Annotated in this window: 19 protein-coding genes; 7 read left to right on the top strand and 12 right to left on the bottom strand. The window is 59.2% G+C overall.

All coding sequences use genetic code 11. The features are described 5' to 3' along the window. Positions 1–59: 59 nt before the first annotated feature. From rpoH to ftsY, 4 genes are all read right to left on the bottom strand, one after another. Positions 60–920 (bottom strand): RNA polymerase sigma factor RpoH, encoded by an 861-nt coding sequence (gene rpoH / locus ABEA08_RS05355; protein ID WP_345334045.1) that lies wholly within the window; start codon positions 918–920, stop codon positions 60–62. A 121-nt stretch (positions 921–1,041) separates the two neighbouring features. Then, positions 1,042–1,995, bottom strand: a complete 954-nt coding sequence (ftsX, locus tag ABEA08_RS05350; RefSeq protein WP_345334043.1) for a permease-like cell division protein FtsX — start codon at positions 1,993–1,995, stop codon at positions 1,042–1,044. Continuing rightward, complete coding sequence (ftsE, locus tag ABEA08_RS05345) at positions 1,992–2,663, bottom strand: cell division ATP-binding protein FtsE (protein WP_345334041.1); 672 nt, start codon at positions 2,661–2,663, stop codon at positions 1,992–1,994. The genes ftsX and ftsE overlap by 4 nt, the downstream gene beginning before the upstream one ends. Positions 2,664–2,687: 24 nt before the next feature. Continuing rightward, on the bottom strand, positions 2,688–4,283 hold the full coding sequence (ftsY, locus tag ABEA08_RS05340; RefSeq protein WP_345334039.1) for a signal recognition particle-docking protein FtsY: 1,596 nt from the start codon (positions 4,281–4,283) through the stop codon (positions 2,688–2,690). Between the two features lie 115 nt (positions 4,284–4,398). On the opposite strand from ftsY, the gene rsmD reads away from it, so the two are divergent. Together rsmD and ABEA08_RS05330 are read left to right on the top strand one after the other, a co-directional pair. Beyond that, complete coding sequence (gene rsmD, locus ABEA08_RS05335; protein ID WP_345334038.1) at positions 4,399–5,001, top strand: 16S rRNA (guanine(966)-N(2))-methyltransferase RsmD; 603 nt, start codon at positions 4,399–4,401, stop codon at positions 4,999–5,001. A 23-nt stretch (positions 5,002–5,024) separates the two neighbouring features. After that, positions 5,025–5,291, top strand: coding sequence for a DUF1145 domain-containing protein (locus tag ABEA08_RS05330; protein ID WP_345334036.1), 267 nt, complete (start codon positions 5,025–5,027; stop codon positions 5,289–5,291). On the opposite strand, the gene ABEA08_RS05325 is transcribed toward ABEA08_RS05330, so the two are convergent. Together ABEA08_RS05325 and ABEA08_RS05320 are read right to left on the bottom strand one after the other, a co-directional pair. After that, a complete protein-coding gene (locus ABEA08_RS05325) occupies positions 5,229–6,272 on the bottom strand; it encodes a sensor domain-containing diguanylate cyclase (protein WP_345334033.1) in 1,044 nt (347 codons plus the stop codon). The genes ABEA08_RS05330 and ABEA08_RS05325 overlap by 63 nt on opposite strands. A gap of 204 nt (positions 6,273–6,476) precedes the next feature. After that, positions 6,477–7,064 carry a YhgN family NAAT transporter gene (locus ABEA08_RS05320; RefSeq protein WP_345334031.1) on the bottom strand — a complete coding sequence of 196 codons (588 nt, stop codon included), beginning with the start codon at positions 7,062–7,064 and terminating at the stop codon, positions 6,477–6,479. A 353-nt stretch (positions 7,065–7,417) separates the two neighbouring features. Between ABEA08_RS05320 and ABEA08_RS05315 the strand changes: the two genes are divergently transcribed. The 3 genes from ABEA08_RS05315 to ABEA08_RS05305 are packed head-to-tail and all read left to right on the top strand — an operon-like array spanning position 7,418 to position 9,958. Beyond that, positions 7,418–8,581: a cyclic di-GMP phosphodiesterase gene (locus tag ABEA08_RS05315; protein ID WP_345334029.1), complete on the top strand. Its 1,164-nt coding sequence runs from the start codon at positions 7,418–7,420 to the stop codon at positions 8,579–8,581. 8 nt (positions 8,582–8,589) lie between these two features. Next, positions 8,590–9,351 (top strand): hypothetical protein, encoded by a 762-nt coding sequence (locus tag ABEA08_RS05310; RefSeq protein WP_345334027.1) that lies wholly within the window; start codon positions 8,590–8,592, stop codon positions 9,349–9,351. A 55-nt stretch (positions 9,352–9,406) separates the two neighbouring features. After that, positions 9,407–9,958: a lysophospholipid acyltransferase family protein gene (locus tag ABEA08_RS05305; RefSeq protein WP_345334025.1), complete on the top strand. Its 552-nt coding sequence runs from the start codon at positions 9,407–9,409 to the stop codon at positions 9,956–9,958. Between the two features lie 52 nt (positions 9,959–10,010). Here ABEA08_RS05305 and ABEA08_RS05300 read toward each other — a convergent pair whose 3' ends face one another. From ABEA08_RS05300 to hutC, 4 genes are all read right to left on the bottom strand, one after another. Further along, a complete protein-coding gene (locus tag ABEA08_RS05300) occupies positions 10,011–11,270 on the bottom strand; it encodes a mechanosensitive ion channel family protein (protein ID WP_425557334.1) in 1,260 nt (419 codons plus the stop codon). Between the two features lie 127 nt (positions 11,271–11,397). Then, on the bottom strand, positions 11,398–12,945 hold the full coding sequence (hutH, locus tag ABEA08_RS05295; protein WP_345334021.1) for a histidine ammonia-lyase: 1,548 nt from the start codon (positions 12,943–12,945) through the stop codon (positions 11,398–11,400). Then, positions 12,945–14,621: a urocanate hydratase gene (gene hutU / locus ABEA08_RS05290; RefSeq protein WP_345334019.1), complete on the bottom strand. Its 1,677-nt coding sequence runs from the start codon at positions 14,619–14,621 to the stop codon at positions 12,945–12,947. Before hutU ends, hutH begins: the two co-directional genes overlap by 1 nt. Continuing rightward, positions 14,618–15,355: a histidine utilization transcriptional repressor HutC gene (hutC, locus tag ABEA08_RS05285; RefSeq protein ID WP_345334017.1), complete on the bottom strand. Its 738-nt coding sequence runs from the start codon at positions 15,353–15,355 to the stop codon at positions 14,618–14,620. Before hutC ends, hutU begins: the two co-directional genes overlap by 4 nt. Before the next feature lie 101 nt (positions 15,356–15,456). On the opposite strand from hutC, the gene hutI reads away from it, so the two are divergent. Together hutI and mtnC are read left to right on the top strand one after the other, a co-directional pair. Beyond that, on the top strand, positions 15,457–16,686 hold the full coding sequence (hutI, locus tag ABEA08_RS05280) for an imidazolonepropionase (RefSeq protein WP_345334015.1): 1,230 nt from the start codon (positions 15,457–15,459) through the stop codon (positions 16,684–16,686). Positions 16,687–16,753: 67 nt separating this feature from the next. Beyond that, a complete protein-coding gene (gene mtnC, locus ABEA08_RS05275) occupies positions 16,754–17,434 on the top strand; it encodes an acireductone synthase (RefSeq protein ID WP_345334013.1) in 681 nt (226 codons plus the stop codon). A gap of 51 nt (positions 17,435–17,485) precedes the next feature. Here mtnC and ABEA08_RS05270 read toward each other — a convergent pair whose 3' ends face one another. Both ABEA08_RS05270 and ABEA08_RS05265 read right to left on the bottom strand, forming a co-directional pair. After that, a complete protein-coding gene (locus ABEA08_RS05270) occupies positions 17,486–17,830 on the bottom strand; it encodes a hypothetical protein (RefSeq protein ID WP_345334011.1) in 345 nt (114 codons plus the stop codon). A 132-nt stretch (positions 17,831–17,962) separates the two neighbouring features. Next, entirely contained in the window at positions 17,963–19,744 is a 1,782-nt protein-coding gene (locus tag ABEA08_RS05265) for an AMP-dependent synthetase/ligase (protein WP_425557333.1), read from the bottom strand. Between the last annotated feature and the right edge of the window lie 1,070 nt (positions 19,745–20,814).

Below are 20,814 nucleotides of genomic sequence, written 5' to 3'. Positions count from 1 at the left end.
AAGAAAAACAAAACGGGCCCCGATAGGGCCCGTCCATGGTACTGATAGTAAGGCTTGGCTCAGCCGTCCATCGACAACTTCAGCTTCTTGATGGCATTCTTTTCCAGCTGACGGATCCGCTCCGCCGAGACCTGGTAGCGATCCGCCAACTCCTGCAGGGTCGCCTTGGGCTCCTCCAGCCAACGTGCGCTGAGAATATCCCGACTGCGATCGTCCAGTGTATTCAGCGCAGCGTGCAAACGGTTTTGCGCCTGTTGATCCCAATCGGCCTCTTCAATGACCTCGGCGTGATTGGAGCTGTTGTCCTCCAAAAACAGCGCCGGGGCGTAGCTGCCCTCATCGTCGTCGCTGTCCGGGCCCAGATCAAACGCCGCATCCTGCGCCGCCAGCCGGGCCTCCATCTCCATCACCTCTTTCTCGCTGACACCCAGTTCTGCAGCGACGGTTGACACCTCTTCGGCGCTGAACCAGCCCAGGCGCTTCTTGGCCTTGCGCAGATTAAAGAACAACTTGCGCTGTGCTTTGGTCGTTGCCACCTTCACGATCCGCCAGTTCTTCAAGACGTACTCGTGGATCTCGGCTTTGATCCAATGCACGGCAAACGACACCAGCCGCACCCCGACATCGGGATCAAATCGCTTCACCGCCTTCATCAGGCCGATGTTGCCCTCCTGGATCAGATCCGCCTGGGGCAGGCCGTAACCGGAGTAACTGCGGGCGATGTGCACGACGAAACGCAGATGGGACATGATCAGGTGTTTTGCGGCATCGATATCGCCACCGGTAACCTGTCGGGCCAAGTATTGCTCTTCCTCCAAGGACAGCATGGGAATGGCGTTCACACCCTGGATGTAACTCTCCAGACTGCCATGCCCCTGGGGCACCACCATTAAGGCCATATTGTTACTGGCGTCGCTCATGCTGAACCTCGTGTGAATACTCGATTGGGCAGTCTAGCACGACTGGGCGTGCGGGATCACCGATGCGTGTCAGACCCCAGCTCGGCCCGAAAGGTTCCGTGCGATCAGCGCCAACAACCGGCTACTGAGGCTCAATGGCGCGCAGGTGACGTCGCACCGAGAGCCAGGCTCCCAACCAACCCAGGCTGCAAGAAGCCAAGATCAACACGCTGCCCTGTTGCACGCTCAAGCCATCGAGCCGGAATTGACTGCGGTAGAGGCTCAACAGCTGTGCCATCGAGCCATCGAGCCACACCAGCATGACATTGACCAACACCAGTGCCAGCAGCGCCGACAACAGCCCCAACCAAAGCCCACCGTACAGAAACGGCCGACGGATAAAGGCCTCGGTCGCGCCCACCAACTTCATCACCTTGATCTCATCAAAGCGCTGCATGATCGACAGCCGGATCGTATTGGCGGTGATCAACACCACCGCCAGCAGCAGCAACACCCCCAGCGCTATGCCCGCCTGGCGGCCCGTGGCAGAAAGCGCCTCTAACCGCTGCAGCCAGTCCAGATCCAATCGGGCCAGGGCGATCCCCGGCTCCTGCGCCAGCCTGTCCCGCAGGCTCCGCGCCGCATCGACACCAGCATGGCGTGCCGATGGCTGCACCCGGATCAGACCCGGTAACGGGTTATCATCCAGATAGGCCAGCGCATCGCCAAACTGTGCATGTTGACGAAACTCGGCCAAGGCCTGCTCCGAGCTTTGAAAGGTTACCGCGATCACCTCGGGCATGCCGCGCAATCGAGTCAGCAGGGTTTCCTGCCGAACCGGCGCGATATCCAGATCCAGAAACAGACTGATCTCCGCCGCGCTCTGCCATTGCGCCTCCACCTTCTCGGCGTTATTGGCCAACACCAACAGCAGCGCCGGTAAGCTCAAGCTAAAACCCAGCACCAGCAGGGTCATCAACGAGGTCATCGGGGTACGCCACAACTCGCCCAAGCTGGCCAGCAGTTGACGCAGATGTTGAGTCAGCAGGCTGATCATGCGTTGCCCGACCGGCAGCTTCTTGCGGGACAGACTCATGCCGCCACCTCATCCGCGCAGATCATCCGCCCCTGCTTCAGGGTCAGCGTGCGATAGCGCATCCGCGCGATCAGACCCAGATCATGGGTGGCGATCAAGACCGTGGTTCCCGCCCGATTAAAGGCCTCAAACAATCGCAGGATCTCCATCGACAGTTTGGGATCAAGGTTGCCAGTAGGCTCATCCGCCAGCAATAACGGCGGGCGGGCCACCACGGCACGGGCGATCCCCACCCGCTGTTGCTCACCACCGGACAGATGCATCGGCGCATAGCCCAGCTTGTCGCCCAGCCCGACCATATCCAGTGCCGCCTCGACCCGCTTCTCGATCTCACGCTCAGCGAACCCTTCGATCAGCAAAGGCAGCGCCACATTGTCGTAAACGCTGCGATCCATCAGCAGGTTGTGATCCTGAAAGATGATGCCAATGTTGCGGCGCAAGAAGGGCACTTGATGACGCTTGAGCTGACCCACATCGGCGCCGTTAATGGTCACCGTGCCCAGCGTAGGCCGCTCGATCGCGGTGATCAGCTTAAGCAGGGTACTTTTGCCCGCACCGCTGTGGCCAGTGAGGAACGCCATCTCCCCTCGCTTGAGGTGAAAATTGACGTTATCCAGCGCACTGCGACCGCCGGAGTACACTTTGCTGACCTGCTCAAACTGGATCATGATTGGGCTCTTCCGCTACCGAGGTTAGGACTCTTGTTCGCTAAACAAGGCGTCAATAAAGGCATCACTATCAAACGGACGAAGATCATCGATCCCCTCGCCCACCCCAATGTAACGTACCGGAATGTTGAACTTATCCGCCAGCGCGAAGATCACCCCGCCCTTGGCGGTGCCATCCAGCTTGGTCAGGGTTAAGCCGGTCAAGCCCACCGCCTCATTAAACAACTGCGCCTGACTGATGGCATTTTGACCGGTGCTGGCATCGAGCGTCAGCATCACTTCGTGCGGCGCCTTAACGTCCAGCTTGCGCATCACCCGCACGATCTTCTTCAGCTCGTCCATCAGGTGCGCCTTGTTCTGCAAACGGCCGGCCGTGTCGGCGATCAGCACATCCACATTGCGAGCCTTCGCCGCCTGCAGGGCATCAAACAACACGGAAGCGCTGTCGGCACCGGTGTGCTGGGCGATCACCGGGATCGCGTTACGCTCCCCCCACACCTGCAGCTGCTCCACCGCCGCCGCACGGAAAGTATCCCCCGCCGCCAGCATCACCTTCTTACCTTCACGCTGATACTGCTTCGCCAGCTTGCCGATGGTGGTGGTCTTACCGACGCCATTAACGCCCACCATCAGGATCACCATCGGGCCATCCGGGTTATCCAACACCAAGGGTTGGTCAACCGGACGTAAGATGTTGGCCAACTCGGTTTTGAGATGGGCAAACAGCGCCTCGGAATCCTTCAGATCGCCGTAGTCGGCTTTTTCCGTCAAGTTATCGATGATCCGCGTGGTGGTTTCGATCCCGACATCCGCCAGCAGCAGCTGGGTTTCCAACTCCTCAAACAGCTCATCGTCGATCTTCTTGCCTTTAAACAGCGCAACAAAGCCACCACCAATGTTCTCACTGGTGCGACGCAAACCGGCCTTCAAGCGCGCAAAGAAGCCCTGCTTTTTCTCCGGCTCAACCGCCGCAGCCGCGACTTCGGCGGCGCGCTCGGCTTCAGCAACACGCTCGGCTTCGGCAACCCGCTCGGCTTCGGCAACACGCTCGGCTTCGGCAACACGCTCGGCTTCGGCAACACGCTCGGCTTCAGCAACACGCTCGGCTTCGGCGACGCGCTCGGCTTCGGCGACGCGCTCGGCTTCGGCGACGCGCTCGGCTTCGGCGACACGCTCGGCTTCAGCAACACGCTCGGCTTCAGCAACACGCTCGGCTTCAGCAACACGCTCGGCTTCAGCAACACGCTCGGCTTCGGCAACCCGCTCGGCTTCGGCAACCCGCTCGGCTTCGGCGAGGCGCTCAGCTTCGGCGGCGCGCTCAGCTTCGACGGCGCGCTCGGCTTCAGCAACCCGCTCGGCTTCGGCAACCCGCTCGGCTTCGGCGCGCTCGGCTTCGGCAACACGCTCGGCTTCGGCACGCTCGGCTTCGGCACGCTCGGCTTCGGCTACCCGCTCGGCTTCGGCTACCCGCTCGGCTTCGGCGGCGCGCTCGGCTTCGGCGGCAGGGAGGGACTCCTGACTGCTCCCTTCCGGCGCGGACACCGGCGCTCCCTGCTCTTCACCTTGGGTTTCCGGCTTGGATTTATTGCGACGAAACCAGGAAAACATGCCTTTGGCCATACTTTGTACCTTATACCTCTGCCGGGAGTGCCCATTGGGGGCCTCGGCTTGCTAAAATAGCGAACTTTTCTGGGGTCGTAGTGTACCCAGAATTCCACCAAAAACCGAGGTCACTATGGCGAGAGCGCCCCGACGCAACAGCAAAAAACCGTCGACCGGACGATCCCCCGGTCAGATCCGCATTATCAGCGGACAGTGGCGTGGCCGCCGCCTGCCTGTGGCCGATCTTGAAGGGCTGCGACCCACGACGGATCGCGTGCGCGAGACCCTGTTTAATTGGCTGATGGGCGAAACCCACAGTGCGCGGGTGCTGGATTGCTTCAGTGGCAGTGGCGCACTGGGCCTGGAGGCGCTGTCGCGCCACGCCGCCCACGTGGTCTTGATGGAGTTTGATACCGGCGTCGCCAAGCAATTGCAGCGCAATCTGCACAGCTTAGGCGCCAGCAATGCCCAGGTGTGTCAGGGCGACACCCTGAAGCTGCTCAGTCAGCCCTGCGTCGAGCCCTATGATCTGGTGTTTGTCGATCCGCCGTTTCGTAAAAATTTGCTGAGCCCTTGCCTCGAGCAGTTGGAAAGCAATGGTTACCTCAAGCCGGGCAGCTGGATCTACGTCGAAACCGAAGCCGAGCTCTCCCCGCTGCCGATCCCTGCCAGCTGGAGCCTGCACAAAGAAAAGATCGCCGGCCAAGTGGCCTACCGCTTGTATCGCCGAGCCTAACCCAAACCCAAAAGAGACACTCAATGGATCAATTCATCTCCTGGGCCAAAGCGGGCATGGTTGCCGCTTGGCTGATCATGCTGGTCAACCTGATCTTCCCTTGGCCACAACCCTACAGTCTGGCACTGCAGATCTTATTGCAGATCACCCTGGCAGCCCACCTGGCCTATTGCGCCGGCTTTCGGGTTCGACAGGGCAAGCCTCAGCCTTGGTCGGTATACCAGCAGCTAATGATGTACGGGTTGTTCGCCCTCATCGAATGGAACCGCGCCAGTAAACGTCGCCCCTAGCTCGGCGATCACGCAGCGGTTGCCACCCTCCCCTTGCGCTTGCCGCAGACACTGGCGCAGCCGCTCCCAGGGCAAGCCACCGTCGCCGTCCCACCCCAGCGCACCCACCGAGGCGGTAACAACCAGTGCCGCCTCGCCGGTTTGGATCACGCTGCGTTGCACCTCGCACCGCAGCTGTTCCGACCGAGCCAGCAGATCCTCCTTAGTGATCGCCGGCACCAACAGCAGGAAGCGATGCCCTTGCCAGCGCACCGCCATCTCCTGATTAATACGATTGCGTTTGAGCAGATCGGCGACAAAGCGCAACACGCGCTCTGAAGCGCTGTGGCCCTGCTGCTCTATCAGTGCATGAAACTGGTCCAGCTCCAGTAGGATCACCCCCAGCGGCAACTTATCCGCCGCCCCGTCCGACAAGCGTCGACCCCAATCCAGTAACGAATTCAGCCCCAGCTCCACGCCATAACGATTGCCAAGCCCGGTGAGCGGATCGGTCCGGGCACGTCGGCTGTACTCCCGCGTCAGTTGCAGCATACGCAGTTCACTTTCAATGATACTGACCACCGACATCATCAGATCATGCCATTGCGCGGGAATGGCGATCGGTTGGGTGTGGCACAGACACAAGGTGCCGAACAGCTCCCCGTCCGGTGCGTGGATCGGCAGGCCCAAATACGCCAACACACCGGCCTGAGCTTCGCGTCCCGAGGCCCATTGCGTGCTGCGAGTGGCGTCTTCGACCGCCAAGGGCGAGGCATGCACCATCACCCACTCACAATAGAGATCAAAGATCGGCATCCGCTCCCCCGCACCGACCTGCTGGGGACAGTCACGACTGGTGGCCAAAACATGGAGCTCCACTTCGGTGCAGCGGGCCAGATAGGCCCCCTGCATATCACAGGATCGGCTCAGTACGTCCAACAGCCGTTGCCATTGCTGCTGAGCATGGCGCTCCAACCCTTCCACACCATCTTCGATCCGCATCCTTGCCCCCCTTTCCGTTTGTGCTCTGCCACACCCGCATACGGACTCTCAACCCGCGTGGCGGGTTGCGTCCGCCTCAGTGTGCGTCACCCTTTATCGAGCTGCCACACCTCGGATCAAACAATGAGTAGAATGGCGCAGCCCGCCAAGATCTGACGATAAATCGCGGCGTTCCCTACCACAGCCTCGGCAGGATCAACACCACTACTTGGCGATGATCCCGGCGATCCCATCGAGGAACATCTGCACCGAGAGCATCAATAAGATCATCCCCATCAAACGCTCAATGGCCTTGAGTCCGCGCTCGCCCAACACCCGCAGAAACACCCCAGATAACATCAAGGTGGCTGCGGTGATCCCCCAAGCGGCGACCGTCGCTAAGGTCCAGTCCACCATTCGCTCCGGATCTTGGTGCGCCAACAGGATCAAGGTCGCCAGTACCGAAGGCCCTGCCAACAAAGGCACGGCCAGGGGGACGATCAGCGGCTCTTCGCCGGCTTCGAGGCCAGTTACGCTGCCCTTGTCCGGGAAGATCATGCGCAAGCCAATGATAAACAAAATAATAGCACCTGAGATCGACACCGCTTGCGACGACAGGTTGAGGAAATTCAGGAAGCTCTCGCCGGCGTACAGGAACACCAGCATGATCAACAGGGCGACCAGCAACTCGCGAATAAGAATGAAACGACGCCGAGACGGGGCGACGTGACGCAGCACCGAGCTGAAGATCGGCAGGTTGCCCAGGGGATCCATAATAAAGAGCAACATCACAGCAGCGGTAAGCGTTTCCATAAACCGTCCAATAAATCGTTTAACAACAGCGAGCTTCAGATCTGGCAAGTATAATGGCTGGCAACTGGACCGAGAAACAACAACCGCGTCACTCTGCCGCAGCCGCAGCACGTCCGTGCCGATCCCCAATGGCGAACTCGCCCGCTGGCTTTACCCAATCGAGCCACTCTGCCACACTCCGCTGCCGCCACTCACAAGGGCAGCCACCACCAACAAGCAAGCTCGCTTGCCGTGGCACACGGCATGTTAATTAAACTTATTTTTTTGTTAAAAGTCGTATAGATTATAGAAACTTGGACCGGCCGGAACTCTGCCACTGACACCATGCAGTACTCCCCTCGCAGACAGCGCATATGAAAAAGCCTATTCCGCTAGAGCAAGTCACCATAGGCACCTATGTGGTTGAGATCCCCAGTCACCCCCATTTAGGCGTACGCCAGCAAGGGATGCTGCGGGATCCGGCCACCCTGGCCCTGCTCGCGGAAGAGGGGGTGAAAACCGTCCTGATCGATCCCCTGCGCTCGCGCAGTCGGCCGACCTTGGCGCACCCGACCGCCCCACCACCGCAGCGTCTATTGCGTCCCCGCCAGCACACCTCATTCACCAATGAGTTACCCCGGGCGCGCAAGCTGTACCAGCAAACCCGCCAGCTGCAGCAACGCACCATCGACTCCCTGCGTGAAGGCAAAGGTCTGGATCTCAAAGAGGTCGAGCACACCGCCGACGAGTTCATCAACAGCGTGTTCCGCAATGCCTCGGCGCTAAACTGCCTGCGCCTGATCAAAGACAAGGATGACTATCTGCTCGAGCACTCCATCGGTGTCGCGATCTTGATGGTCCTGTTTGCCCGTCACCTACAGTTTGATGACAGGGTATTGCATCAGATCTGCGTCGGCTCCTTGCTGCATGACATAGGTAAGGTGATGATCCCCGAGTCGATCCTCAACAAGCCGGGCAGACTCACCGAGCAAGAGTTCACCATCATGAAGACCCACGCCGGGCACAGTCGCGATATCATTGCCCGCACCCCAGGGATCAGCAAGATCAGCCTCGATGTGGCCGCAATGCATCACGAAAAGTTGGATGGCAGCGGCTACCCCGCCGGGCTAAAAGGCGAGGCGATCACCCGCTATGGCCGGATGATCGCCATTTGCGACATCTACGACGCCATGACCGCCGATCGGGTCTATCACAGTGGGCTCACCCCGACCCAAGCGTTGAAGCGACTGCAGGCTATGGCTCCGGTCCAGCTGGATCCGGAATTACTGCATCAGTTCATCAACTGCATCGGGATCTACCCGCCCGGCACCATGGTCGAACTGAGCAGCGGAGTGCTGGCCGTCGTATTAGAAGGCAATGCCCACGATCCGTTGAACCCTAAGGTCAAACTGGTCTACAACACGCGTCACGGCACCCACGTTATGGCCACCGAGCGGGATCTCAGCCTGTCCCATGAGACCATCGTTCGCGCGGTCAACCCCAGCGAGCACAAGCTGTCGTTGGACAATTACCTGTAGGGATCATCATGCATTACCTGATCGCCAGCCTCTTGATCCTCGCCGTCGGCCCCGTGCTCTACCACGGTTTTCGGCGCCAGCCCAAGGTGCGCAATGGGATCACCGCCTTTATCATCGTGGCGTTGCTGGGACTGGTGCTGTTTGATGTCCTGCCTTCGCTGTGGCAGCAAGGTGGCGCGATGATCTTACCCTTTGTTCTGCTTGGGCTGGCCGGCCCCACATTGGCAGAAAAAGCGTTTCGACCGTTTCAGGGGGCCACCCACAATCTCACCTTGCTGCTGGGTCTGAGCGGCCTGTTGCTGCACACGCTGACCGATGGCAGTGCCGTCGCGCTGGCCACCCACGCGCCCGACAGCAGCATGCTGGCCATCGGTGTCGTCTTGCACCGCCTGCCCGCCGGACTGGCGGTCTGGTGGTTATTGCGCCCCGCCTTTGGCCGTTTGGCCGCCAGCATCATGCTGGCAGCCATGATGCTGTGCACCCTGCTTGGCTTCGCCTTCGGGGAGCATTTGCCGCACTACCTAGCGGACAATCAGATGATCTGGCTGCAAGCCTTTGTTACCGGCTCCATCGTGCATGTACTGCTGCATCGCCCTCACGAACATTCGCATGAGCACCATCATAGCCACCGCCACACCCTGCGCCTGACCCCAGGTCACTACCTGGGCGGCGCTTTCGGTCTGCTGTTTTTGACCTTGCTGATGCTGTCTCATGGTCACGATCACGCCATCCACACCGCCCCCGATAACGATCACGCCCACCAACACTAAAGTCTGCGCCAACTTGGCCGTCATCTATCCTTAGTTCAACTTGGAGATCAGACTTATGCTTGCACGTATTGCCGCTGGAATGCTCAGCCTGGCGGGCTGGCGGATAGAAGGCCAACTGCCGCAGGTGCGCCAATTCGTGATCATCGTGGCGCCCCATACCAGTAACTGGGATTTCGTGATCGGCGTTCTGGCCCGGACAGTGCTGCAGATCCCCGCCCGCTTTATCGGCAAACACCAGCTGTTTCGCCCGCCGTTAGGCTGGCTCATGCGAGCCCTCGGCGGACGCCCCGTGGTTCGTACCCGCAGTAACAACCTGGTCGATGGCGTGATCCAACTGTTTCAACAGGAGCCGGACTTTGTGTTGGCGCTGGCACCTGAGGGCACCCGCAGTCCGGTTCCCCGGCTCAAGACCGGGTTTTACCATATAGCTCAGGGCGCCGATGTCCCCATCGTGCCGGTCGCCTTCGATTTTCGCCACCGCCGGATCGTGCTCGGCCCCCCGCTGATCCCCGGTGAGAGCAAAGCCGCCGATATGGCGCAACTGCTCGGCTTCTTTCGCTGCTATCGTGGCCGTTTTGCCCAACCCCTGCCCCACTACCGCCCTTAGCTCACAGCAAAAAAAATCCCCGCAACGCGGGGATCATCAAGGTAAGTCGCGCTCAGCCAGAAGCGGCCAAGCTGCGCAAATCGGCGCCGGTCGGTTGCTGCATCGCCCGTAACTCAAACTGCGGCAGCACCGCCAGAGCATGATCGAAGATATCGGCCTGGATCCCTTCGTACACAGGCCAACGAATGTCATTGGTGAAGCAATACAATTCCAACGGCAAGCCCCCCTCGGTGGGCGCCAACTGCCGCACCATCAGGGTCATGTCCTTATGGATCTGTGGATGCGCTTCCAGATAGGCCTGCATATAGGCTCGGAAACAGCCAATATTGGTCAGCCGACGGCCATTGGCTGGCTGCTGTGGGTTTGCCAGCTCGGCATTGCTGGCCTGCAGCTCGACGCCCTTATTCTTCAGATATGCCGATAACAGCTCGATCTGGCCTAGACGCGCTAACAGCGCCTCATCGGCAAAGTGGACGGAATGCAGATCGAGCAACAACGAACGCTTGATCCGACGACCACCGGACGCCTGCATCCCTTGCCAGTTTCGGAAGGAGTCCGACACCATGGCGTGCGCGGGGATCATGGTGATGGTCTTATCCCAATTCTGCACCTTCACCGTAGTCAGACTGACCTCCAACACATCCCCGTCGGCGCCGTACTTATCCATCTGCACCCAGTCGCCACGACTGACCATGCGATTGGCGGACAGCTGAATGCCGGCCACAAAACCGAGGATGGTGTCACGAAACACCAACAACAACAGACCGGTGGCCACACCCAAGCCGGACAGCAGGTAGATCGGAGAGCGATCCATCAGCACGGCGGCAAACAGGATCGCCGCTAGCACAAACAGGAACAGCTTGATCAGCTGGATGATGCTCTGCACCGGCAAACGGCGACTGATGGCATTAAGATTGGCCACATCCAGTGCGGTATCCAGTACCGCAAACAGCAAGCGCACCACCGCGACCAAGATGCACAATTCGAGCCCGATGGTGATCGCCCGCTCCCACCACGCCCAAGCCGACAGCACCAAGGGCGTAAACAGATCCAGGATCACCAAAGGCACGATCATCGCCGCCTTGGCCACCACCCGGTGCTGTTGAAACGGGCCGGACCATGGCCCGGCGAGATGACTGCTTAATGCGGTCAAGGCCCGACCGGCCACACGCTTAAACAGCAGATAACCCAGTCCCGCCAGCAGCAGTGCCAATGCCGACAGGATCAGCGTCGCCTGCCAGTCACTGCCTTGAACCGGCAAGCCCAGCTCAGCCAACCACTGCGTGATCTTATGTCGCATCTCAACCCGGATCTCAGTCTCCAACGTGCACTCCAATATGCGTAATAATTGATAGAACAAGAGCTTGAGCTTATCGTACAACGAGCGACAAAAACACAAAGGGGCGCCCCAAGGCGCCCCCACATCACGACGTGTGCCCTCAGGCTTGTGACGGCAAGATCCCTGCCGGCAGCCATTGAGCCAATTCGGCTTGGCCGATCAGCGCTGTCGCCGCCTCGATATCTGGCGCGAAGTAACGGTCCTTATCGTAAAACGGCACACGCTGACGCAGTCGCGCCTTGGCCGACTCCACCACCGAGCTGGCCTTCAACGGCGCGCGGAAATCCAGGCCCTGACAGGCCGCCAACCACTCGACCGCCAAGACACCGCGGCTGTTTTCAGCCATCTCCCGCAGACGGCGGGCGGCAAAGGTGGCCATGGAAACATGATCCTCCTGATTGGCCGAGGTGGGCAGGCTGTCCACCGAGGCCGGATGAGCCAGCGACTTGTTCTCACTGGCCAGCGCGGCCGCGGTGACCTGGGCGATCATAAAGCCGGAGTTCACCCCGCCGTTGTCCACCAGGAACGCGGGCAGGCCAGACAGGGTCCGATCGATCAACAAGGCGATGCGCCGCTCAGCCAAAGCGCCGATCTCGGCGATAGCCAGCGCCAGGTTATCCGCCACCAACGCCACCGGCTCGGCATGAAAGTTCCCGCCGGAGATGAAATCGGCCGCGCCGCCGTCCTCACCCGGGAACACCAAAGGATTGTCCGTGACCCCGTTGGCTTCCACCCACAACACCTCGGCGGCCTGGCGGATCTGGGTCAAACAGGCCCCCATCACCTGAGGCTGACAGCGTAACGAGTAAGGATCCTGCACCTTGTCGCAATTGGCATGACTGCTGCCAAGCTCTGAGTCCTGACCCAGCAAATGACGAAATACCGCCGCCGCGTCGATCTGGCCCCGCTGTCCGCGTACGGCGTGCACCCGCGGATCGAACGGTCGCCGACTGCCCAGCGCCGCCTCGACACTAGTGGCACCGATCACCGAGCCCGCCGCCCACAGATCCTCGGCGTGGAACAATCCCTCCAGCGCCAACGCGGTCGATGCCTGCGTGCCATTAAGCAGCGCCAGCCCCTCCTTGGCGGCTAACGTCATGGGGGCCAACCCGGCGACCGCCAAGCCAGCCACGGCGTCCATCACCTCACCGCGGTGGCGCACCTGGCCCTCGCCCAGCAGAGGCAGCACCATATGCGACAGCGGCGCCAAGTCGCCGGACGCGCCCACCGAGCCCTTCTCCGGGATCAGCGGAAACACCTCGGCGTTGATCAGCGCGATCAGCGCCTCGATCACCTCCCGTCGAATGCCGGAGAATCCCCGCGCCAACGAGTTGATCTTAAGCACCATCATCAAGCGCACCGTGGCGTCGGCCATCGGTGTGCCGGTGCCCGCCGCATGGGACAGCACGATGGAGCGCTGCAGCAGATCCAGATCGTCGCGGGCGATGCGGGTATTGGCCAACAAACCAAATCCGGTGTTGATCCCATATACCACTCGATCTTGATCCAACACCTGCTGCACCGCGGCCGCACTGGCGTCGATCGCCGGGTAAGCCGCATCGGACAGGGATAACGTCACGCCTTCACGGCTGATCTGGCGCAGCTGGCGCAGCGTCAGGCTGCCCGGAGTCAGTTGTAATTGCAGCATCAGTTGACCTCCTGATCGAGCATGGGCAGATCCAGGCGCTGCTCGCGCGCACAGCGCTTCGCCACCTCATACCCCGCATCGGCATGTCGCATCACCCCGGTCGCCGGATCGTTCCAGAGAACCCGCGCCACCCGCTGCGCCGCATCCTCTGTGCCATCACAGCAGATCACCATGCCAGAGTGCTGCGAGAAGCCCATACCAACGCCGCCACCGTGATGCAGGCTAACCCAGGTGGCACCGCCGCTGGTGTTGAGCAGGGCGTTGAGTAGTGGCCAGTCGGACACCGCGTCCGAGCCGTCCATCATGCTTTCGGTTTCCCGATTCGGCGACGCCACCGAGCCGGAGTCCAGATGATCACGCCCGATCACCACCGGCGCGCTCAACTCGCCGTTTTTCACCATCTCATTAAACGCGGCGCCCAGCCGGGCCCTATCCTTCAGGCCAACCCAGCAGATCCGCGCCGGCAGCCCCTGGAACTGAATGTGCTCCCGCGCCATATCCAGCCACTGATGCAGATGCGGATCGTCCGGGATCAGCTCCTTAACCTTGGCATCAGTCTTGTAGATATCTTCCGGATCGCCGGACAGCGCGGCCCAACGAAACGGGCCGATCCCCTCACAGAACAGCGGCCGGATATAGGCGGGGACAAAGCCGGGAAAATCGAACGCATTGGCCACGCCCTGCTCCAGCGCCATCTGCCTTATGTTATTGCCGTAATCCAAGGTGGCTGAGCCCCGGCTCTGTAGCGTCAGCATCGCCTGCACCTGCACCGCCATCGAGCGTTTGGCGACTTGCACCACGCCCTGGGGATCGGTTTCACGCAGCCGCTTCGCTTCTTCCAGCGTCCAGCCCTGGGGCAGATAGCCATTGAGCGGATCGTGTGCTGAGGTTTGATCCGTCGTCACGTCCGGCGTAATGCCCCGGCTGACCAGCTCGGCAAACACGTCTGCCGCATTGCCCAACAAGCCCACCGACAGCGGCACCCCGTCCGCCTTGGCCTGATCGAGCAGCGCCAATGCCTCATCCAGCGTGTGCGCCTTGCGATCGACATAGCCGGTGCGCAGACGAAAATCGATGCGGGTCTCATCGCACTCCACCGCCAGGCAGGAAAAGCCAGCCATGGTGGCAGCCAACGGCTGGGCACCGCCCATGCCGCCAAGTCCACCGGTGAGGATCCAACGTCCCTGCGCCACGCCATCGAAATGCTGCTTGGCCACCGCCACAAAGGTCTCATAGGTTCCCTGAACGATCCCCTGGGTACCGATGTAGATCCAGGAGCCAGCCGTCATCTGGCCATACATCGCCAGTCCCTGCTTATCCAACTCATTGAAGTGATCCCAATTGGCCCAGTGCGGCACCAGGTTGGAGTTGGCGATCAGCACCCGGGGTGCATTGGCATGGGTCTTAAAGATCCCAACCGGCTTACCGGATTGCACCAGCAAGGTTTCATCCGCTTCCAATCGGGTGAGCGCTTCGACGATCTTGTCGTAGCACTCCCAGTCTCGCGCAGCGCGGCCAATACCGCCGTACACCACCAGATCCTCCGGCCGCTCGGCCACCTCCGGATCCAGATTGTTCATCAACATGCGCAGCGGGGCTTCGGTTAACCAACTCTTGGCGGTCAATTGCGAGCCGCGCGGTGCGCGGATCACCCGCGTAGGATCGTGTCGTGTCATGGTGCTTCCTTTTCCAGTGATAGGTTGCCCAAAGGCAACTGCCCCCCCAGCCGGAATCGGCTGCCAGGGTGCAACAATCGAGCAAAACTCACCGCACCTAAGGAGGACCAGGTGCGGCGGCAGATCCGTAAACAGGGCTCGGCATGGCTCAACTGTAAGAGCCGCTGTTGCTCAGGGGTCGGGGCGATCGCCTCGATCTGATGATGCGCCTGCAGCAATGGTGCGACGCTGGAGAGATATTCGTGGGGTGTCTGCTGCTGGAAAGACTGCTGCAGATAGTCCGGCACCAAGATAGGATTGACGTACCGCTCCTCCAGCTGCACCGGCTGGTCGTTATCCAGGTGCAACAAACGGGAGTGATAGATCGGTGCTTGTGGCGCCAACCCCAACGCAATAGCCGTTTCCATGTCCGCCGGACACGCATCGAGAGCCAACAGCTGCGCTCGGTGTCGATGACCGCGCTCGCGGATCTCATCGGCGATATTGCGAATGGTCAATAAACTGCTTTGCGAGCGAAACGGCGCGACAAAGGTACCCAGCCCCTGGCTGCGCACCAGCACGCCCTGCTCAACCAACTCGGTCAGCGCCCGTCGCGCCGTCATCCGGCTGCAACCAAACCGCGCCGCCAACGCATTTTCCGACGGGATCTGCTGGTGCTCCAACCAGCGACCGGCCTCGATCTCCCCGATCAACGCGCGCTTTATCGCCTCGAATTTCGCGATCACAACCTGCATCCCTGAGTGTCATACTGGTTAATACCTTGTCACGCACCGGTTGTATAGACAAGACTATACCAGCACAATAGTTCAACAACAGACTGTCAGGAAATGAGCACATGGATTGGGATCTCCTCTGGTTAGACATTAATGTCGCGACGCTGGATCCGGCGCGCACCGCCGCCTACGGCGCCATCGAAGACGCCGCCGTCGCCATCAAGGATGGCAAGATCGCCTGGGTCGGCCCCCGCAGTGAACTGCCGGAGTTTGATCCGTTTTCCCTGCCCATTCAGCGCGGCGACGGCAATTGGCTGACACCAGGACTGATCGACTGCCATACCCACCTGCTGTTCGGCGGTAGCCGGGCCAATGAGTTCGAACAACGCCTGCACGGAGCCAGCTATCAACAGATCGCCGAAGCGGGCGGTGGGATCCTCTCGACGGTCCAAGCAACCCGCAAAGCCGATGAAGAGCAGTTGTTCCAGCACGGTCGAATTCGTCTGAACGCCCTACTGCGCGAGGGGGTCACCACAGTGGAGATCAAATCCGGCTACGGCCTAGAGCTGGCCACCGAGCAGCGCATGCTTGAGGTCGCCCGCCACCTCGGCCGGCTGCATCCTTTAGAGATCCACACCACCTACTTGGGCGCGCACGCCCTCCCCGCCGAATTCAAAGATGATGCCAACGGTTATATTGATTCGGTGATCAACTCCCAGTTGCCGCTGCTGGCGGACGCTGGATTGATGGACGCGGTCGATGTATTTTGCGAAACCATCGGCTTTGATCTCGCCCAAACTGAGCGGATCTTCCAGGCAGCCCAGCGCCACAACCTGCCGGTCAAACTGCACGCCGAACAACTGTCCAATCTCGGTGGCAGCCAACTCGCCGCGCGTTACCGTGCCCTCTCGGTCGATCACATCGAATGTCTCGATGAAGCCGGGGTGGCGGCGCTGGCGGACGCCGGCACCGTCGCGGTGCTCCTGCCCGGCGCCTTCTATTTCCTGCGCGAAACCCGCAAGCCGCCGATCGAGCTGCTGCGCCAATATGGTATCCCCATGGCGGTGGCCTCCGACTACAACCCCGGCAGCTCACCACTGTGCTCCACCCTGCTGATGCTTAATATGAGCTGCACCCTGTTTAACCTGACCCCGGAAGAGGCGCTGGCCGGCGTCACCCGGCATGCCGCTCGGGCATTGGGTCAGCAACACCGGCTTGGTCAAATTACTGTCGGAATGGATGCGGATCTGGTTCAATGGGCTATCCGTCACCCGGCCGAGCTGGCCTGGCAATACGGTACGGCACCGGCGGTCGAAGTCATGAAGGCGGGCAAGTTCATAACCCACCGTTAAGAGACTGGTCAGCTGGCTTTACCGACGGTACTATCCTTAACCAAACTACTTTTAAGAGCAGGGAAAGATGGGGATCAAAGCCATTATCGTGGATACCGCCGGTACCACTACGGATTTCCAGTTTATTAAGGAAGTCCTGTTCTCGTATTCCGAGCAGGCCATGCCAGCCTTTATCGCTAACAATCGCAATGACTTCGCCATCGCTAATCTACTCGATGACGTGCAGGAACTGGCCGGTAAAAAGGACCTCAACACCGATGAATTGGTTGACCTGCTGGTGGCCTGGATCCACGACGACAGCAAGGCAACGGCCATCAAAACCCTGCAAGGGCTGATCTGGCAGCAGGGCTACTTAAGCGGCGACTTCAAAGGGCACGTTTACGCCGATGCGGTGCGGATGCTCAAGCAGTGGCAAAGCTCGGGTAAGCGCCTTTACAGCTTCTCTTCCAGCTCCGCCGATGCACAGGAACTGCTGTTCCGTCACAGCGATCAAGGCGATATCAGCGGCTTGTTCTATGGCCACTTCGATACCATGCTGGGTCAGAAGAATGACGTACAGGCCTACAAGAACATCCTCAACACCATCAGCCTGCGCCCTAAGCAGGTACTGTATCTGTCCGACGAGTTGGCTGAGCTGAATGCCGCACGCGAAGCCGGGCTGAATACCTACCAGATCGTCCGTAGCGACGATGTTCGCCAAGGAAGTCACCCAACCGCGGTCGACTTTACCCAGGTTCGACAGGGCTAGAACGCCCACGTTAAATAGCACAAAGCCCTGTTTAAACAGGGCTTTTTTCATCTAATACTGGGTGATCAACACATAGTCCAGCTTAAGCCGACTCCAGGCTTCGCGGCACAACCCAAGCGCCTGCCGCTCACCGAACCGTCCATCCGCAACCACTTCACCTCCGCCACCATTTCGCTGATCGCCGCATTGCGCCCGATAAGAAAGATACAGCGGCTCAGCCGTATCATTCATCCACGCCACGGTGGCGAACTGACCATCGCTGCTGATCCGCTGACACACCCGTGCCGTCACTAGGGCGGAGCCATCGGCCGGATCGGTGAACGACACCGTTTCACACGCCATAGCACTGCCACTACTGATCAGCACCGCCGCTAATGTCATCAAGCCTGCTCTCATTCTGATCTCCCAACAGCCAAAAAAAGGGGGGATCAGAACCATAGTCACTGCGCACAAAAACCGCGAATTCAGGCCGCAAACACAACAAAGCCACTCCGAGGAGTGGCTTTGTCTATCGCATCTAGGTGAATCTTAGGCGCGGGCGCGGCGAACCTTCTGGTACATCGCTTCGATCTGCTCGGCAAAGCGCTCGTTAATCACCTTACGGCGCAGCTTCATGGTCGGAGTGATCTCACCCAGCTTCATGCAGAACTCGCGTTGCAGCAGGGTAAACTGCTTCACCTGCTCAAAACGAGCCAACTCAGACTGCACCGCTTTCAGGCGCTCTTCGAAGTGTGCCTTCACCTGAGCGTGCTCAACCAGCTCCATCTTGTCCTTGTACTGAATGCCTTTCTCCTTGGCCCAAGCTTCGAGCGCTTCGAAGGCCGGTACGATCAGGGCAGACACATAGTTACGCGCATCGGCGATGATCGCCACCTGCTCAACCAAAGGATCACGTGCGACCATGCCCTCAACGCGTTGCGGGGCGATGTATTTGCCGTTGGAGGTCTTCATCAGCTCCTTGATGCGATCGGTGATCAACAAACGATTTTGCTCATCAAAACGTCCGCAATCACCGGTTCGCAGCCAGCCGTCCTCGGTAAAAGTTTCAGCCGTCGCTTCTGGACGATTGTAATAACCACGCATCACGGTATCCCCTTTCACAAGGATCTCGTCGTTATCGCCGATCTTAACTTGGACATCCTCTAATGCATGACCGTTGGTACCGATACCGATCTTACCCAGATGATTCGCGGTGATCGTGGCCGTAGTTTCGGTCATACCAAAACCACAAATAACTCTCAGCCCCACCGCTTGGAAGAATTCATTGACCTTAGGATCCAGCGCAGCACCGCCGGCCGGCATAAAGCGGATCCGACCACCCAGCTTTTCACGCACCTTGGACAAGACTAACTTATCCGCGATCTGCAGCTGCAGCTTGTCCATTGCGCCCAGCGTATAACGCCCCTGCTCACTCTCAAAACGTTTCATGCCGACAGCCAGCGCCCACCGGAACAACCGCTGCTTGTTCGCAGAAGCGGTTTCCAGCTTTTCGAACACTGCAGAGAAGATCTTTTCGTACAGACGAGGAACGGCGCACATCACATGTGGACGAACCTCCGCAAGCGCATTTTGCACCTGCATTGGATCATCAATGTACGCCACCGTCGAACCCTGGCTCAAACTGTACAGTGACCAGGCACGCTCAAACACGTGCGAAAGCGGTAAGAATGCCAAAGACACATCATCCGCCCCCATCGGTAGAAAATCGATATGCTGTCTGATACCGCTCGCAAAATTACGGTAATCCAGCATCACCCCTTTCGGCTCACCCGTGGTACCCGAGGTGTAGATCAGTGTAAACAGATCATCCAACGCACTGTCACCAATGCGCAGCTCAAGTTCGGTCTGATACGCGGCATTGTCAGCATTGATCAGATCCGCCAAGCGATGGACACGCGCAGCCATATCTACAGGTTCAAGCGCTTCATCCAACAAAACCACATCAGTTAGGGTCGGGCAATCACTGAGTAACGTCTGAGCTTTTTTATATTGCTCTGCTCCGGCCACAAACAGTACCTTGGCACCGGCATCATTAATGATGTAAGCGGATTGCTCTGTTGTATTGGTTGGATAGATAGGCGCGCTGACACCACGGATCTGCGCCGTCGCAATGTCAGCGATAGTCCATTCAGCACAGTTGTTCGCAAAGATGGCGACCTTATCCTGCACCGCCAAGCCCATCGCCAGCAGCGCCCGAGAGACGGCATCGACACGCAGACCAAACTCAGTCCAGCTGATATCTTGCCACTGACCGCTCTGCTTCTGGCGTAGAGCCGGGGCGTCGCCCATTTCGGCAAAGCGTTGACGCATAACCTTAACCAGATGCAGTTGCTCAAGCGGTGTTTTCACGGCCATTCTCCATGGGTAGCGATAATTTGATTTAGCGTACACCCGTACGCTTTATTGAGGCCAATCTTACCGATTAGAAGCAAAATTAGTAGCCCTTCCCCCTCAATTTGCGTCTTAATGCACACTTTTAAGAACGCTCATTCGCCGAAAATAGCGCCCATTTGGCGCATGTTTCATCACAATTAACCCCACTAAGGCAGTCAGTTAACAGTTGTTCGCACAAGTTTATAGAGCACTCCATCTAAACTGACCCTCTCAGCAGTGAATTTACTTTATTTCTGCCTCATTTCAGACCGCAATAACCGATGCATTGACAGACTTCGTCCCCAACCCAAGACTGACAACAAATTCAGTGAGTGCCCCCGACGAGCCTTGCCCAGCTCAAAGCTAACCCAGGCCTTACCAGCACCGAACTCAAGCCACAGTAAATGCAGCGCTCATGCGGATCGCCTCAAGCCGATCAGCCAGCATTAAACTGCCCGGATCACATCAAGACTGCCGCTCACCAAGAGGCATAGCACGACCGGCGCAACGATCTGCTCTATGCCCCCGCCGAGCACAGCGACACAGATCCAACCATCAAGATGGGCCTTAATCTGAACAAGCACTCGGCGGTGATCTGCTCATACATGACTGCCGCCCTGCCATCAGAGGATCAACCCACCCAACCCGTATGAGCAGCTTGGGTGGGATCACAACGCTTTGTCACCCAGCACCAACGACAAAGGCCCATCCTTGCGGATGGGCCTCAATCTCTAATCTTTCACAAGCGCAGCGCTTGGCGGTGGCTGCTCGTTCTTACGAGCAGCCACATAGACGCTTTCCATCTGGCCACACCACCCTCGGCACGATTGCTTCGCTGACCGCCAAGGACGGCAAAAATGTCTGTCTGGCAGGAGCACTTATACCAATAGCACTAAAAGTTTGATCTAATGGTGCTTTGATTAGTGACCCGAGCACCGACGATGCATACTTCCAGCGATTTCAAGCAGCTTGCCAAGAAAGCCAGCGATTCGAGGATGAGAACGCGC

The organism is Ferrimonas pelagia, assembly GCF_039543565.1.
Lineage (GTDB): Bacteria > Pseudomonadota > Gammaproteobacteria > Enterobacterales > Shewanellaceae > Ferrimonas > Ferrimonas pelagia.
Note: the sequence above shows the minus strand (reverse complement) of the source record. Positions and strands in the feature narration are given on the sequence as shown.